General features: G+C 60.7%; 17 protein-coding genes. 3 read left to right on the forward strand and 14 right to left on the reverse strand.

Annotation, left to right across the window (positions count from 1 at the left end; translation table 11 throughout):
• Window positions 1–280: 280 nt before the first annotated feature.
• The 10 genes from MLJ35_RS14365 to MLJ35_RS14405 form a co-directional block, all read right to left on the reverse strand.
• Window positions 281–1,120: a hypothetical protein gene (locus MLJ35_RS14365; protein WP_243384891.1), complete on the reverse strand. Its 840-nt coding sequence runs from the start codon at window positions 1,118–1,120 to the stop codon at window positions 281–283.
• 516 nt (window positions 1,121–1,636) lie between these two features.
• Window positions 1,637–1,972 (reverse strand): DUF6572 domain-containing protein, encoded by a 336-nt coding sequence (locus MLJ35_RS16265; RefSeq protein ID WP_420843048.1) that lies wholly within the window; start codon window positions 1,970–1,972, stop codon window positions 1,637–1,639.
• Window positions 1,973–2,100: 128 nt separating this feature from the next.
• Entirely contained in the window at window positions 2,101–2,427 is a 327-nt protein-coding gene (locus tag MLJ35_RS14370) for a hypothetical protein (RefSeq protein WP_243384892.1), read from the reverse strand.
• Between the two features lie 169 nt (window positions 2,428–2,596).
• Entirely contained in the window at window positions 2,597–3,325 is a 729-nt protein-coding gene (locus MLJ35_RS14375; RefSeq protein WP_243384893.1) for an AbiU2 domain-containing protein, read from the reverse strand.
• 159 nt (window positions 3,326–3,484) lie between these two features.
• Window positions 3,485–4,099 (reverse strand): hypothetical protein, encoded by a 615-nt coding sequence (locus MLJ35_RS14380; protein ID WP_243384894.1) that lies wholly within the window; start codon window positions 4,097–4,099, stop codon window positions 3,485–3,487.
• Window positions 4,100–4,296: 197 nt separating this feature from the next.
• Complete coding sequence (locus MLJ35_RS14385) at window positions 4,297–4,578, reverse strand: hypothetical protein (RefSeq protein ID WP_243384895.1); 282 nt, start codon at window positions 4,576–4,578, stop codon at window positions 4,297–4,299.
• A 165-nt stretch (window positions 4,579–4,743) separates the two neighbouring features.
• Window positions 4,744–5,166 carry an energy transducer TonB gene (locus tag MLJ35_RS14390; RefSeq protein ID WP_243384896.1) on the reverse strand — a complete coding sequence of 141 codons (423 nt, stop codon included), beginning with the start codon at window positions 5,164–5,166 and terminating at the stop codon, window positions 4,744–4,746.
• A 125-nt stretch (window positions 5,167–5,291) separates the two neighbouring features.
• A complete protein-coding gene (locus MLJ35_RS14395; protein ID WP_243384897.1) occupies window positions 5,292–5,828 on the reverse strand; it encodes a hypothetical protein in 537 nt (178 codons plus the stop codon).
• Between the two features lie 1,192 nt (window positions 5,829–7,020).
• On the reverse strand, window positions 7,021–8,613 hold the full coding sequence (locus MLJ35_RS14400) for a M28 family peptidase (RefSeq protein ID WP_243384898.1): 1,593 nt from the start codon (window positions 8,611–8,613) through the stop codon (window positions 7,021–7,023).
• Window positions 8,614–8,638: 25 nt separating this feature from the next.
• The gene (locus MLJ35_RS14405) at window positions 8,639–9,382 is read right to left on the reverse strand and encodes an RsmE family RNA methyltransferase (RefSeq protein WP_243384899.1); all 744 of its coding nucleotides are present in this window, start codon (window positions 9,380–9,382) and stop codon (window positions 8,639–8,641) included.
• Window positions 9,383–9,487: 105 nt separating this feature from the next.
• On the opposite strand from MLJ35_RS14405, the gene MLJ35_RS14410 reads away from it, so the two are divergent.
• Window positions 9,488–10,432, forward strand: a complete 945-nt coding sequence (locus MLJ35_RS14410; RefSeq protein WP_243384900.1) for a TerC family protein — start codon at window positions 9,488–9,490, stop codon at window positions 10,430–10,432.
• Window positions 10,429–11,379 (forward strand): bifunctional riboflavin kinase/FAD synthetase, encoded by a 951-nt coding sequence (locus tag MLJ35_RS14415; protein WP_243384901.1) that lies wholly within the window; start codon window positions 10,429–10,431, stop codon window positions 11,377–11,379. The genes MLJ35_RS14410 and MLJ35_RS14415 overlap by 4 nt, the downstream gene beginning before the upstream one ends.
• Window position 11,380: 1 nt before the next feature.
• Here MLJ35_RS14415 and MLJ35_RS14420 read toward each other — a convergent pair whose 3' ends face one another.
• The 3 genes from MLJ35_RS14420 to MLJ35_RS14430 all read right to left on the reverse strand — a co-directional run bounded on the left by MLJ35_RS14420 (window position 11,381) and on the right by MLJ35_RS14430 (window position 12,866).
• Window positions 11,381–11,581, reverse strand: coding sequence for a hypothetical protein (locus MLJ35_RS14420; protein WP_243288494.1), 201 nt, complete (start codon window positions 11,579–11,581; stop codon window positions 11,381–11,383).
• 159 nt (window positions 11,582–11,740) lie between these two features.
• On the reverse strand, window positions 11,741–12,055 hold the full coding sequence (locus tag MLJ35_RS14425; protein WP_243384902.1) for a hypothetical protein: 315 nt from the start codon (window positions 12,053–12,055) through the stop codon (window positions 11,741–11,743).
• 166 nt (window positions 12,056–12,221) lie between these two features.
• Window positions 12,222–12,866: an acyltransferase gene (locus MLJ35_RS14430; RefSeq protein ID WP_243384903.1), complete on the reverse strand. Its 645-nt coding sequence runs from the start codon at window positions 12,864–12,866 to the stop codon at window positions 12,222–12,224.
• Between MLJ35_RS14430 and MLJ35_RS14435 the strand changes: the two genes are divergently transcribed.
• Window positions 12,865–13,551 carry a MarC family protein gene (locus tag MLJ35_RS14435; protein ID WP_243325020.1) on the forward strand — a complete coding sequence of 229 codons (687 nt, stop codon included), beginning with the start codon at window positions 12,865–12,867 and terminating at the stop codon, window positions 13,549–13,551. The two genes, MLJ35_RS14430 and MLJ35_RS14435, sit on opposite strands and share 2 nt — an antisense overlap.
• Here MLJ35_RS14435 and MLJ35_RS14440 read toward each other — a convergent pair whose 3' ends face one another.
• Complete coding sequence (locus MLJ35_RS14440; RefSeq protein WP_420843050.1) at window positions 13,552–14,019, reverse strand: glutathione peroxidase; 468 nt, start codon at window positions 14,017–14,019, stop codon at window positions 13,552–13,554.
• Window positions 14,020–14,139: the final 120 nt, after the last annotated feature.

Here is a 14,139-nt window from a genome sequence, read left to right on the forward strand (position 1 = left end):
TACAGGATATCTACCTGGATTCGTGGTGTTTTGACCCAAGAAGTGGCCAACGTGACCACGGCAGAGAGCGCACCAACGACAACGAGCCCTAATGGTAGGGAGATCGGTTGTTTGGGCCAGAGCGCGTACATGCGAGACGCCTAACGAATGAAGCTAACCGGCCCAACCTGCGGCCGAAAGCTAAACAGAGACGAGAAAGACGTGAACAAGAGAGAAGAAAGTAGTCCGTGCAGGTTGGGTCCGAGTTGAGCGCAGGGTTAGGGCGTGGCGATACGATGGGTCAATCTAAGGTGTATTCAGGTGAAATCCTAAAACCAGGAGCTTTCCCATCTTTCGTGGGAACAAGTAAGAGAATTTCTTTGGCGTTAGATTGGATATCCGGGATCTCACTTTCAGATAATGATTTCAAGATCGAATCAGATTGCAGCTTGAATTTAACTGAAATACGTTCGCATTCATCCTTTTTCAGTTCGTCGTATTTTTCTCCACCCGGTGTAAATTTAGTAGAAAGTGCATAATAGGATCTGGCTAAGAAATAATTGCTGTAATCAATATATTTTGATTTATATTTTGACTTAGAAAATTTTTGAATATATGAAGTATAAGTGGAAACGTCACCGAAATAATCCCCACTCGAAGGTTCCTCGCAACTGTAAAAGATTCTACTTGAAACTGAGCGATGCCACTCTGCTCTTTCGCTGTAAAACGACTCTGGATATTTGTTTAAAAAAGCACCCCATACTTTTGCAGTTCCCGGGCCCCAATCATCACCTAGATTTTTCCAAAATTTCTCAAAAGACATACATATTGCAAAGCCTTCTTCCATTTCCGTGCAATTTAGATATTTCTCCGGGCTTTGATTAATTTCCTCTAAAATTGGTTTAAGCTTTTTAAGGGTATTCTCGGGCGTACCTTGATCAAAAGATGTTACCCATGATGAGGAAAATAATAGTGGCAATTTTTGTTCGATATTGCTTACAGGCTGATGGCTGGCTTGGGTGAGAAAAAGATCTGATTTCGAAGAGATATTTTTGATTTGTGATTTTTCTCTTTTGCATGAAATGGATGGTATTGAAATTAATAGAGGAAGTATTACCATGTATTTGAATGCGTATTTCATATGTGAATCCCTATCGAATGTTGAGGAATTGGTAAGCCCTAACGAATGAAGCTAACCGGGCCCCGCCTGCACCGAGGCACTGAGCGAAGCCGAGGAAGCGAGAAGTTGAGAGAGAGCGGAAGGCAATGCAGGCGGGGTCCGAGTTGAGCGGAAGGTTAGGCGAGACGCTGCATGAGATCTTTGCGCGCCTCAAGCCGCGGAACCTGGCGTTCTTGGACTCGGAAAGACCGAGGGGGCGTAAGGCGAGAAGTCTTGAAAGGCTGGGCGTGGCCCCAGGGTACCGACCAAGACGGGTGATGATGACAAGAGTCTTGGCGAGAGTGGGTGGGAACCCCTGAACGGTGTTGCTTTGCCGGCCGAACGGTTTCGAAGCCAGATAGAGCCCGGCCTTTGGTAACGCCTAACGAATGAAGGTAACCGGCCCCGCCTGCACCGAGGCGCTGAGCGGAGCCGAGGAAGCGGAACGTTGAGAGAGAGCGGAAGGCAATGCAGGCGGGGTCCGAGTTGAGCGAGGGGTTAGGCGGCGCCGGCCTTTACTTGCCAGGAGAACGAAAGACCGGCTTTTTCGATTATTTGAGCAGCTTTGGGGAGAAAGTTTTCTTTCGCTTGCTGTGAGGGTTCGTGGAGAAAGGCTACTTCTATTCGAACCAAATTGCCCCCGGTTCCTGGGTATTCTCGGGAGAGTTGACCACTCTCAACGAATGCTAGGTAGGCGTTCAACTTGGCTTGGAGTGCAAGAAGGTGCTCGTCTTCGAGAGTCCAATCCAGGTGATCAGCAATCACAAGGCGAGTCAGTGGTTCGCCTGGTCGGATGGCCACGATGTCGATTACGTTTGGTTGATCGACAGCCATAGGTGTAGCCGCCTAACGAATGAAGCTAACCGGACCCGCCTGCACCGAGGCGCTGAGCGAAGCCGAGGAAGCGAAGTGTTGAGAGAGAACGGAAGGCAATGCAGGCGGGGTCCGAGTTGAGCTAAGGGTTAGGCCAGCATGTACCGGCCACAGGTTTGGCAATACTGCCGTTTGGGCGGATTCATTGAATTGCAGCTTGGACACTTGCCATCTGGTGATGCCGGCGTTTGTTCTTCGAGGACGGGAGCAAGTTCTGAATCACCCGACAGCACCCCAATCAGGCCCTTGAGTAATAGGAATAGGCCAAAGACGACTGGACCCCAAGCGACCATGTATGGGCCGCCACCACCGTTGGTTGCAAATGTGTAGGTAAGGATGGTTACGGCAAGACCGCCGAAGAACCAGGCAGCGCCTCGTCTCAGCTCGACTTGTGATTTGGTGCGAACCTTCGACATGCGTGAACTCCAGGCGAAAACGCCATCAATGAAGATGAGCGATGGGTGATGGCCTAACGAATGAAGCTAACCGGCCCCGCCTGCACCGAGGCGATGAGCGGAGCCGAGGAAGCGAGAAGTTGAGAGAGAGCGAAAGGCAATGCAGGCGGGGTCCGGGTTGAGCGAGAGGTTAGGCGTGGGCCGGAGGAGCGTCATTGAGATAAGGCGCAGTTTCGTTGTCTATGTTATGGCGGTGTTGATCAAGACCGGCCTGGGCAAAGCGAAGTAGAGAAATAAAGTCTGTTTCGCCCATCAGCATCGTAGACCATGTGGCAGCTTTGAATAAGGATAGGTATCGATTATAGATTTGAATTGCCATCGTTGAGAGTTCAACAACTTCATCCCATGTAATTTCGTTTGATGACAATATTGCGAAATTTTTTAAAGTTGATTTCGCACCACGATGAGCGAAAATATTGTTTCGCCAAATTAGTAATTTTTGAACCAGAGGATTGGAAGTAGAACAAGCTTCGATATCACTTGCGAGCTGGTTTGAGTCTGGAGCCCTCGATGATTCAGCTAGACTTTCAACGAATGGATTTTTAGCTAGACGAGCCCTGAAGTCCTGCTCAGAAAAGCAATGAAGATTATCGGTTATTATTGTTAGTAAATTTGGAAGGCTTAACGCTGAATCTTCTGTGTCGAACACGCGACATAGTGCATTTAGGGAGGAATCGCTTAGTGATCGCGTTGTATAGTGCCAAAAAGTGTTAGACTGTGCAAAGACATCAGGGAAGTTGATAATTTCGTTGTTAATAGCTAAAAATAATTTGCGATAATGAATGCAATCAACGATATCGGAAGAGAGTCCGTCTAAGAGGTGTTCCAGTTCCTGGGAAGATTTGATTGTGATTGCCACGATGGTGACCTGCTGTCTTTGGTAGACGCCTAACGAATGAAGCTAACCGGCCACGCCTGCGCCGAAGCGCTGAACGGAGCCGAGGAAGCAAGAAGTTGAGAGAGAGCGGAAGACAATGCAGGCGGGGTCCGAGTTGAGCGGAGGGTTAGGCATTCGCCGTTACATTTGAGTTGGGATAAGTGGAGTTTTCGAGGAGACGGCTTCGTGCAGAGCGAGAAACCAGTCGAACTTCTTCTTATGAGCGGGCGAATCTATTGCTAACTGAGAGACCCGAACTGAAGCAGATCGGTACCAAACAATGTTAAACGGATTAACAATTCGAAGCCCATCAAAGAAGAAGACACGGCGATGGAGATTGGGAATGTTTGGATTCCACCAGGTATCAGGGACAGTCACGCTTTCATGAAGAGAGATACAGGGATGCGACACTTCGTTCTCAGTTTTTGCGGCTAACGTTAATGCTTCACTTACAACATAGGTGTTAGAACCATCCCTGAGTTCAACATGTTTTCCAAATGCGATCCCGCCACGAAGAAGGCAGTCATTCCACATTGTGAGCATCTGTAGGGTGTTGACGGCTTCTGTGATGTGAGCCAAGTTCGGGCTCGTCAATAAGAGTGAGTCAGAATAAATTGTAAGAGGCACTTCATTGGCATGTTCGTAATGGAAATTCCAGCTATTAATTAAGAGCTGATATTGTTCAATAGTGTCTTCAAAATTGTTGAGAACTTTATTGCTGAACCCGAGAACGTCCAAAAAGGCAACGTACTGCATCGCGGGCGAGGTGTCCGCGAAAGATCTGTTTTCGAGGAAGGAATCTTGTTCTGCGCTCATAGGAAGAATGCCTAACGAAGGAAGCTAAGCGGCCCCGCCTGCACCGAGACGACGAGCAGAGCCGAGATAGTAAAATGCTGAGAGAGAACGGAAAGCAATGCAGGCGGGGTCCGACTTGAGCGGAGGGTTAGGCCGATCTACAGGGAGGCCACCTGTTTTCGGACGAGTTCGCAGGCGTATTGAATAGTTGCCTGATATTTCGGCTGGCTCGGGTGCGTGATCTCTGCGAGCAGATTAAGGCGACCCGCAAATGCCTGAAGGTTTTCAAGTGGGTTACTGGTCTTGACTCCCTTGATGTGGCTGACTGCTTCAATAACCACATTCTCGGTTGGAGATTCGAAGGGCTCGCCTGCAAGTGCCTTTGCAGCGATTGTCTGGATCTTGGAGATGTAGATGTGGATCAGACCTTCATCGTGCATGTGATCTCCTGATGAGGTGGTTGAAGAGGCCTAACGAATGAAGCTAACCGGCCCCGCCTGCACCGAGGCGATGAGCGGAGCCGAGGAAGCGAGAAGTTGAGATAGAGCGGAAGGCAATGCAGGCGGGGTCCGAGTTGAGCTGAGGGTTAGGCGTTACGGGCTGGATTATTGAGAATCGAGTGGTCGAAACTGCTTGTCGTTGTTAGTGCGTAAGTGGATTTCGTGTTTAGGTGTGTTGAAGATTACTTTGATTCTAAATGTACAATCTGTCCACTTCCCATCGAATTTGGCGGGTTGAAATTCGCACGCCATAACATAGTTTTCGGCGGGTAAAGCAAAGGCAGATGATTGTGCTATAGCTTTTGCAGCAGTTGGGTGTCCCTGCTTATCAATCTGAGTATCGACATCAATAACCACCTTCTCCGAGGTGGCGGGGTTTGATGGGAACTTGAATCCAGTCGGAACTGATTTCAACGTTGGTTCCCAATAATCACGGGAATCAACTTTCAGCGGTCGATATGACTCTGGTGAAGGAGCCGGTGGTGTGCAGGCCATGAGTGGAATGACCATCCCGAGTAGCGATTTCATGGGTAACGCCTAACGAATGAAGCTAACCGGCCCCGCCTGCGCCGAGGCGGTGAGCGGAGCCGAGAAAGCGAGAAGCGGAGAGAGAGCGAAAGGCAATGCAGGCGGGGTCCGAGTTGAGCTAGGGGTTAGGCTGCTGATGAAGTGAGGATTTTCTTTTTGAATTCATCAGTTGCCTTAATGAAGGAATCTATGGCCTGCTTTGCTGGTTCATGAAGATTTAGTTCGTTTTCTTTTCCAAAATTCTTGGCTGATGCATATGCTACCCAGACAGCAGCAAGAGCACGAAAGGCGCTCATGAGAGTCACCCAGTGTGGGACCAAATCCGGAAAGTAGGCATTCACACGGTACTCAATGATGCCAACTTGGATATCCGGATTCTCTTTGACATTACCTGTATGTTCTAGGTACTGATCCCATGTTGATCGGCCTTGTATCAAGGAAATAAATGCAACATGTCTTGATGTTGTCGTTCCAGTCCAGTTGAAAATTGCATGATAAATTTGTTCACGCATCTCACGCAGCGCCTTGTCGCGTTCCTTTTCATGATCTAGTTTTGCCTGATGGTCGAGGCGCTCAAGATTAGCCTTGTTAGTTAGATGTGAGGCGAGAATCGCCGTGCCGGCGGCTAGTACGCTTGTGATGATTGTTTGGAGAGCATCCATGCATTACCTCATGAGAAACCCTGCAGCCTAACGAATGTGGCTAACCGGCCCCGCCTGCACCGAGGCGCTGAGCGAAGCCGAGGAAGCAGGGAGTTGAGAGAGAGCAAAACGCAATGCAGGCGGGGTCCGAGTTGAGCTAAGGGTTAGGCGCCACCGGAACGGGGTAAATGGTGATGCGAAGGTTGGCGCCAATTTCAGTGATTCTTTGAAGTGTGGAGGGATCGAAGTTGTAAGAGAGTGATGCAGGCTGTGTGCCGCTCTCGAAGCCAAAATCGAAGGTCCTTTCTGAACAAGTGAGCCAAGACGGTAAGAGCGAACCAGGCAGGTCTTCGACTAAGCCTGCTATGTATTTGGCGTGATCGTCCGGGCTTTCGCTGAGCTCAGAGCCGTGTGGCGGTTCAAGGACTGCATAGAACCCGCCGGCCTCATCGGAGCCGTTGTAGACAGTGAAGACACGCTCCCCAAAAGCTCCGACAAGCGGAGACAGATCCACTCCAGACCGGAGCAGGAGGTCGAGTGTCAGGTACCTTGTTTCTTCTGACTGACTCAAGTGACGCCTAACGAAAAAAGCTAACCGGCCCCGCCTGCACCGAGGCACTGAGCAGAGCCGAGGAAGCGGGAAGTTGAGATAGAGCGGAAGGCAATGCAGGCGGGGTCCGGGTTGAGCGAGAGGTTAGGCACCCCATGAAACTGGAGCCCACGCGAGCTGCCGAGACGCTGGGATGAGAACGGCTGAAGGGAATGCCGACCGAACAAGGACGGGCATTCACGCAGACGAGCCCAAAGGCAAAGAACCAAAGCGGATTGCGCCAACGGTGGAGCGAGTTGAGGAATGGCGAAGCCAGGATGCCATGGGAAGCCGATGGATTCACCGCGACCCCCGCAGGAGAACGACGAAAGGGCGCACCGGCGCAAGCCCGCCATTCATGAGCAGCCGAGACAGCCAGGCCCGAGAGATTCACGACCAGCGAAGCCAGGGGGGCCGAACCCGAAACCCGATTGAGAAGGACCAGACCCAGAAGACGAAGGGAGGACGCCGAGTGTGCCTAACTTTGAATTGGACGATGAGGGGGGATGGGTTCGAGGTTCGTCTAGTTCGGGGGGTGGGGATGGTAAGTGTTGAAAATCCCCCAGGACTACAGAGGCAGGGTGACTGATTAGGCAGACTAAAAAAAGGCGGATGGGGGTGGGGCTAGCGGGCGGCTTTGAAGGTGGGTTTGGTGGGGGCGTTGGCGACGGCTTGGCCGAGGTCGAGGGTGAACTGGGCCTGCTGGAGCATGCCGCGCAGGTCCCAGGTGGGGTCGTATTCGTCGGTGACCTGGTGGTAGCGCTGGCCATAGGCTGCGGCCTTGGCTTTGAGGGTGGCGGGGTCGGCGCCCAGGTAGTCGCGGCCGCCGCCCACGGAAAGCGCAGGCACGCCCGCCTGGACGAAGCTGAAGTGGTCCGAGCGGAAGTAGCCGCCGGCGGTGTCGGGTCGGCTGGAGGCGACGGCGAGGCCCGAGGCCTTGGCCACGGCGGCGCCCAGGTCGCCGAGGGTGCTGCGGTTGCCGAAGGGCAGGCCGATGTCCCGGGCGGGAGCCACGAAGTTGAGGCTGTCCAGGTTCAGGTCCGCCGCCGTCTTCGCCAGGGGCCAGAGGGGGCTGGCGGCGTAGGCCTTGGAACCCAGCAGCCCCTGCTCTTCCCCGCAGACGAAGAGGAACATCTGGCTGCGCCGGGCGGGGGTGTGGACGGCGGTCTGGGCCATGGCGAGCAGGGCCGCGCAGCCCGAGGCATTGTCCACGGCGCCGTTGTAGATGCCGTCGCCCTCGTGACCCGGGTGGCTGTCCGGGGCCGGGGCGGCGCCCTGGCCTAGGTGGTCCCAGTGGGCGGAATAGATGACGACCTCTTCCTTGAGGGCCGGGTCGGCGCCGGGGATCACGCCGGCCACGTTGAACTGGTCGAGGGTGCGCACCGCGCTGGCGAGGGTGCCCTTGAGGCGCAGGTCCAGGGGCACGGGGCGGAAGTCGCGGCGCTGGGCGGCGACCCGGAGGGCGTCGAGGTCCCCTCCCCCCTGCTTCACCAGGGCCCGGGCCACGTCCTCGGTGACCCAGCCCTCGAGCGGCGCCCCCTCGGGGCCCTTGGCCAGCCGGAAGCGCTCCGCGTCCCAGCCGTTGCGCACCACGGGCCAGCCATAGCTGGCGGAGGGGGTGGTATGGACGAGCAGGATGCCGGCGGCGCCCTGGCGGGCGGCCTCCTCGAACTTGTAGGTCCAGCGGCCGAAGTAGCTGAGGTCGGGGCCCTCGAACCGTCCCGGCTCCTCGGGGGTGGGGGCGGGTTCGTTCACGAGCACCAGCAGGACCTTGCCCGTCAGATCCATGCCCTTGAAGTCATCCCAGCGGTCCGAGGGGGAATGGATGCCGAAGCCCGCGAAGACCACGGGCGCATCGAAGGCCTGCTCGGCCCTGGCGACGCCGGAACCGTAGACGATGGCCGGGCCGAAGGCGGGCGTGGCGCAGGCCCCGCCGCCCATGAAGCTGAGGATGCTGCGCTCGGGGAGGGTGCGGAGCCCCAGCAGGGGGACGGCCTGCCGGTACGTCGTTCCCTGGACGGGCTTCAGGCCCAGGGCCTGCAGCTGGGTCTCCAGGTAGCGCACGGTCAGCTCGGCCCCCCGCTGCCCGGTGCCGCGGCCCTCCAGCAGGTCGTCCGCCAGGAAGGCCAGGTGGGCGCGAAGGGGCCCTTCCGGCACGGGGGGCGCCGCCTGGGCAAGAAGGGAAACCGTGGCCAGGAGGAACGGCAGCACGCGCATGAAGACTCCGGAGGGAGCCTTCAGTTTACCTCGCAAGATGGGGTTTGTCGGGGGACCTTCCCAGCTCGAACTGCACGGCCCCCAGCAGGGCCACGGGGGCGGTGACGGCGCGGAGGATGCTGCGGCCCAGGCTCACGGGGCACCAGCCGGCGGCGGACAGGGCGGCATACTCGGCATCCGTGATGCCCCCTTCGGGCCCGCAGGTGAAGGCCAGGGCCTCCCGGCGCAGGTCCGGGTTGGCCTGGTCCGTGGCCAGCTCGTAGGCCACCCACTTCTGGGGCGCGTCCCAGGCCGGTAGCGCCGGGAAGGGGATGGTCGGGCGGAGCTCGGGCAGACGGCTGCGGTGGCTCTGCTCGCAGGCGGACTGGAGGATCCGCGCCCAGCGCTCGGCGCGGGCGGCGGTCTTGGCGGCATCGAACTCGCTGCGGGCGTAGGCCACGGGCTGGATGAGCGTGACGCCGAGCTCCACCAGCGGCGCCAGCCAGTCGTCGAAGAGGCTGAGCTGCGCGGGGATCGGCAGGCAGGCCTGAAGGGGGATGGGCGGCTCGCGGTCCTCGTGCAGGGGGGCCACCAGGCGGGCCACCGCCCGGCCCCGGTCCAGCTCGGCCAGGTCCGCCTTCCAGGGCTGATCCCCCAGGACCAGCTCCAGGGCATCGCCGGGCTGGAGGCGCAGGGCGCGCAGGTGACGCGCGGCCTCGGCGCCCAAGGGCAGGGTGAGGTTCTCGGCGGCGTCAGCCGGGGGGGCGAGGAAGAGTCGGGGGAGGCTCACGGGCATCATCATCCCATGGGCATCCCATGGGCATCCCACGGGAGAGCGCTCCCCCTGGCCAGGGGGCTTCCGGCATTCGATAAGCTGGATGTCCTGGAGGACTCCTTGGTCGACGCCCTGCTGCAAGCCGCTCCCTGGTGGGCCTGGGGGGGCTTCCACGCTTTCGTGTTCCTGATGCTCACGTTGGATCTGGGCGTGTTCAACCGGAAGATCCACGCGCCCAGCATGCGGGAGGCCGGGATCTGGAGCGCGGTCTGGATCACGCTGGCCCTCATCTTCAACGCGGTGATCTTCCAGACGGAGGGCACCCAGAAGGGGCTGGAGTGGTTCACGGGCTACGTGCTGGAGAAGTCCCTCAGCGTCGACAACCTCTTCGTGTTCGTCCTGGTGTTCCAGAGCTTCCAGGTGGACCTGCGGCACCAGCACCGGGTGCTGTTCTGGGGTGTGCTGGGGGCCCTGGTCATGCGGGCCGCGATGATCCTCGCGGGCACGGCCCTGCTGAACCGCTTCGAGTGGATGATGTATGTCTTCGGGGGCTTCCTCCTCTACACCGGCGTGAAGATGCTGCTGGTGAAGGGCGAGGATCCCGATCCCACCCAGAACCCCATGGTGCGGGCCTTCCGCCGCTTCGTGCCCTACGACGAGCGGGGCGGCCACGAGCACTTCTGGTCGTACAGAGAAGGCCGTCGCTTCGCCACGCCCATGCTGCTGGTGCTCATCACCATCGAGGTGACGGACCTGGTCTTCGCGGTGGATTCCATCCCGGCGGTGCTGGCGGTGAGCCGCGATCCCTTCGTGGTCTACACCTCGAACATCTTCGCCATCCTGGGCCTGCGGAGCCTCTACTTCCTGCTGGCCAAGATGATGGACCGCTTCCATCGCCTGAAGACCGGGTTGGCTATGGTGCTGGCCTTCGTGGGCGTGAAGATGTGCGTCGCCAACTGGGTGCACATCCCCGTGCAGTACAGCCTGCTGATCATCGCCGCGATCCTGGCCGGCAGCGTGGTGGCCAGCCTGGCCTGGCCCGCGGAGCAGGACGGCGCCGAATGATGCAGGTCTGGCGCCACACCCTGGAGGCGGCCCCCGCCGCGGGGCCCTCCATCGTCACCCTGGGGACCTTCGATGGCGTCCACGCGGGCCACCGGGAGCTGCTGCGCATCGCCGCCAGCCGGGCCCGGTCCGCGGGCCTGCGCGCGGCCGTGGTCACCTTCGACCCGCACCCCGCGGTGGTGGTGGCGCCCCAGCGCAAGCCGAAGCTGCTGATGACCTTGGAGCAGCGCCTGGAGGCCTTCGAGTCCGAGGGGATGGATCTGGCCTGGGTGATCCCCTTCAGCCGGGCCTTCTCGGAGCTGAGTCCCGCGGCCTTCCTGGGCGGCGTGCGCCGGGCCCTTTCGCCCGTGGAGCTGCACGTGGGGCGGGCCTTCTGCTTCGGGCGGGACCGCAGCGGCAACGTGGACACCCTGGAGGCCTGGGGCGCCGAGCACGGCTGCGCCGTGCACACCCTGGCCCTGCGCGCCCCGGATGGCGGGCGCCTCTCCAGCACCCGCATCCGGGAGGCCCTGGATCGGGGCGAGGTGGAGGCCGCCGCCGAGCTGCTGGGTCACCCCTACACCCTCACGGGCGTGGTGGTGGAAGGCGACCGCCGGGGCCGGCACCTGGGCTTCCCCACGGCGAACCTGGCCTGGGACCAGGAGCAGCTGCCGGCCTACGGCGTCTACGTGACCGAAGCCTTCCTGCCGCACCACCATCCTTCGCTGGGAGCCCCCCGCCTGGGACTCACCAACGTGGGCGAAAAGCCCACCTTCGAAGGCCGCCGTCTCACCGTGGAAACCCACCTGCCGGGCTTCGAGGGCGACCTCTACGGCGCCCGCCTCCACCTGCGCTTCCTCCACCGTCTCCGCGGCGAGGCCCGGTTCGCCTCCGTGGAGGAGCTCCGGGCCCAGATCACGCAGGACGTGGCCGAAGGCGCGGCCTGGTGGAAGGCCCGTCAGGCCTGAATCAGCTGGCGGCGGCCACCCGCCAGCGGGTGAGGGGGCGCTCGGAGAGGTCCCAGACCTGGAAGCCCAGGGGGAGGCGGCTCACGCCCAGGCGCTGGCGGATCTGGGCCTTGGCCGCCTCGAGGCTTTCGGCCTCGATGGGGCCGTACTCCATGAAGTAGCCGCTGAACTTGTAGCCGAAACTGCGAAAAGAGGTCCGCATGGGGGCTCCGTCAATCCCGTTTCCAAAATATTCGTCTTTTATTCGCTTTCGTCAAGGCGGAATCACGAAAAAAGTTTGGAAGAGGGGAGGAACCCTTCCAGCTTGGGCCCACCCATGGGACAAGGGCTGTCGAATCCGCGGGCGGCTGGATCGCCCGGCTCAGCGGAACCACAGCTCCACACGGGCCTGGAAGGGGGCGGCCAGGGGGCGTGCCAGGGGCCGAGGCAGAGGCCGGGGCAGCGGCCGGAGGACCAGGCGGCCCTCATCACAGTCCTCGTCGCGATAGGGCCGGACACAGGCTTCGGGGTAGTCGCCCCGCTGTTCCCAGCGGTCGTCGTCCCAGCGGCGGTAGGAATCCCGGCAGGCGTCCCGTTCCACGATCACCACGCGGCGGGAGGGGCGGCGCCAGGGGCTGTGGGCCGAGAGGGGGAAGGCGGCGAGGGTGGCGAGGGCGAGCAGGGCCAGACGGCGCATGGGACCTCCTTGCGGGGACGGGGCGGGTTGCCCCGCGACGAAGGAAGTTCACGACCCGTGCCAGATGGGGAAGTGGAGCAATCAGGATGGTTGGCTGCCTGAAGGCGTCGGGGCGTCGCGCGAAATGCAACATCGGATCCCACGGGCGTGGCAGGGGACGACGCGATCAGCGTTGGCGGCGATCCCCCACCACCACCGCGGGCACCCCGGCGACGATGGCCCATTCGGGCACGTCCTTCGTGACCACGGCCCCCATGGCCACCACGGCGTGGTCGCCGATGGTGACGCCATCCGTGACGCCGGCGTTGGCGCCGATCCAGACATCGCGTCCGAGGCGGATGCCGCGGGAGCGCACGGGCTGGTCCTTGAGGTCGCGGTCCGGCTTCATCCCATGATCGAAGGCGTAGATCGCCGCCCCGCTGGCGATGCGCGTGCCGTCGCCGATGGTGATGCCCTTGCGCCCGCCGTCGAGCCGGGCACCGGCGTTCACGCTGACATCATCGCCCAGGGTGAGGGGGCCGTGCAGGAAGGCCTGGGCGGCGATGGCGCAGCGGTCGCCCATCACGATGCCACGCCCGGGCTCGCCGAAGATGGCGGCATCGGGCGCGATGAAGCAGCCCGCGCCGAGGGTCACGGTCTCCTGGGCCACGAGGCGCGCCTGCACGTCGGCCTGCCAGGCCTCGGCCCAGGCCCGGTGGCGGGGCTTGAGGGCGAAGTACAGCCAGGGCATCCAGGCCAGGCGGCGCTGGTGCTGCTCCCGCAGGGCCTCGAGGTCGCGCATGGGGTCATGGTAGCGGGTACAGTGGGCCATGCCCCACCTCGGCCCCCTGCCCACCTTGTCCTTCGCCCTCGGCGTGGCCACGTCGCTGTTCTCGGTGCTGAACCCCATCAGCGCCGCGGCCATCTTCGCCAGCGCCACCACGGGCATGGAGCAGCCGGCCCTGCGCCGCAGCGCGAAGAAGGCTGCGCTCACGGCGGGCGCGGCCATGTTGGCCTTCGCCCTGGTGGGCCAGTTCATCTTCAGCCTCTTCGGCTTCACGGCCCTGGCCATGCGCTTCGTGGGCGGGGTGCTGGTGCTCTACCGCGCCATCGCCATGCTCTACGGCGAGGATCCCCGCGAGCGCAGCACCGAGGACGAGAAGGCCGAGGCCAGCCGCAAGCTGCCTGAGGATTTCGCCATCATCCCCTTCGGCATCCCGCTGGTGGCGGGCCCCGGCACGCTGTCCACCGTGATGGGCATGATCGCGGGCATCGGCTGGCTGGAGTACGGCGTGGTGCTGCTGGCCATCCTCCTGAACACCTGGATCGTCTACCTCTTCCTGCGCAAGGCGCCGGCCGTCTTCGCCCGCCTGGGCGCCATCGGCACCAAGGTGGTGAACAAGCTCATGGGCCTCATCCTGGCCGCCGTGGCCATGCAGTTCCTCATCAACGGGGTGAAGGCCCTCTACGTCGAGATGCGCGAGACGCCGCCGGCGGCCGTCATTTCGACGAAGTAGCTACTTCAGGGCCGCCTCGATGGCGGCGCGAAGGTCGGGGCTGTCGGGGGCGACCTTGCTGGGGAAGGCCTGGAGCACCTGGCCGTCCTTGCCCACGAGGTACTTGTGGAAGTTCCAGGCGGGCTCGCCGTGCTTGGCGGTGAGGAACTGGTACACGGGGGCCTGGTGCGCGCCCTTCACGTCCAGCTTCTCGAAGAGGGGGAAGGTCACGCCGTAGTTCTTCTGGCAGAAGCTCTCGATCTGGGCCGCGGTGCCGGGCTCCTGGGCGCCGAACTGGTTGCAGGGGAAGCCGAGCACCACCAGGCCGCGGTCCTTGTAGTCCGCGTAGAGCTTCTGCAGCCCCGCGTACTGGGGCGTGAACCCGCACTCGCTGGCCACGTTCACGGCCAGCACGACCTTGCCCTGGTAGGCGGCCAGGGACTGGGGCTTTCCGTCCAGGGTGCGGAGGGTGATCTCGTGCAGGGACATGGGGACCTTCCTTTCGGCGGCGGGCAGGGACAGGGCGAGGAAGAGGGCGAGGGCGGCGCGCAAGGAACCTCCGGGGACACCGGTTGGATGCCCCCGCGGGAGAGGCCGTGCCGGGCTGGG

This window comes from Geothrix alkalitolerans (assembly GCF_022808885.1).
GTDB classification, from domain to species: domain Bacteria; phylum Acidobacteriota; class Holophagae; order Holophagales; family Holophagaceae; genus Geothrix; species Geothrix alkalitolerans.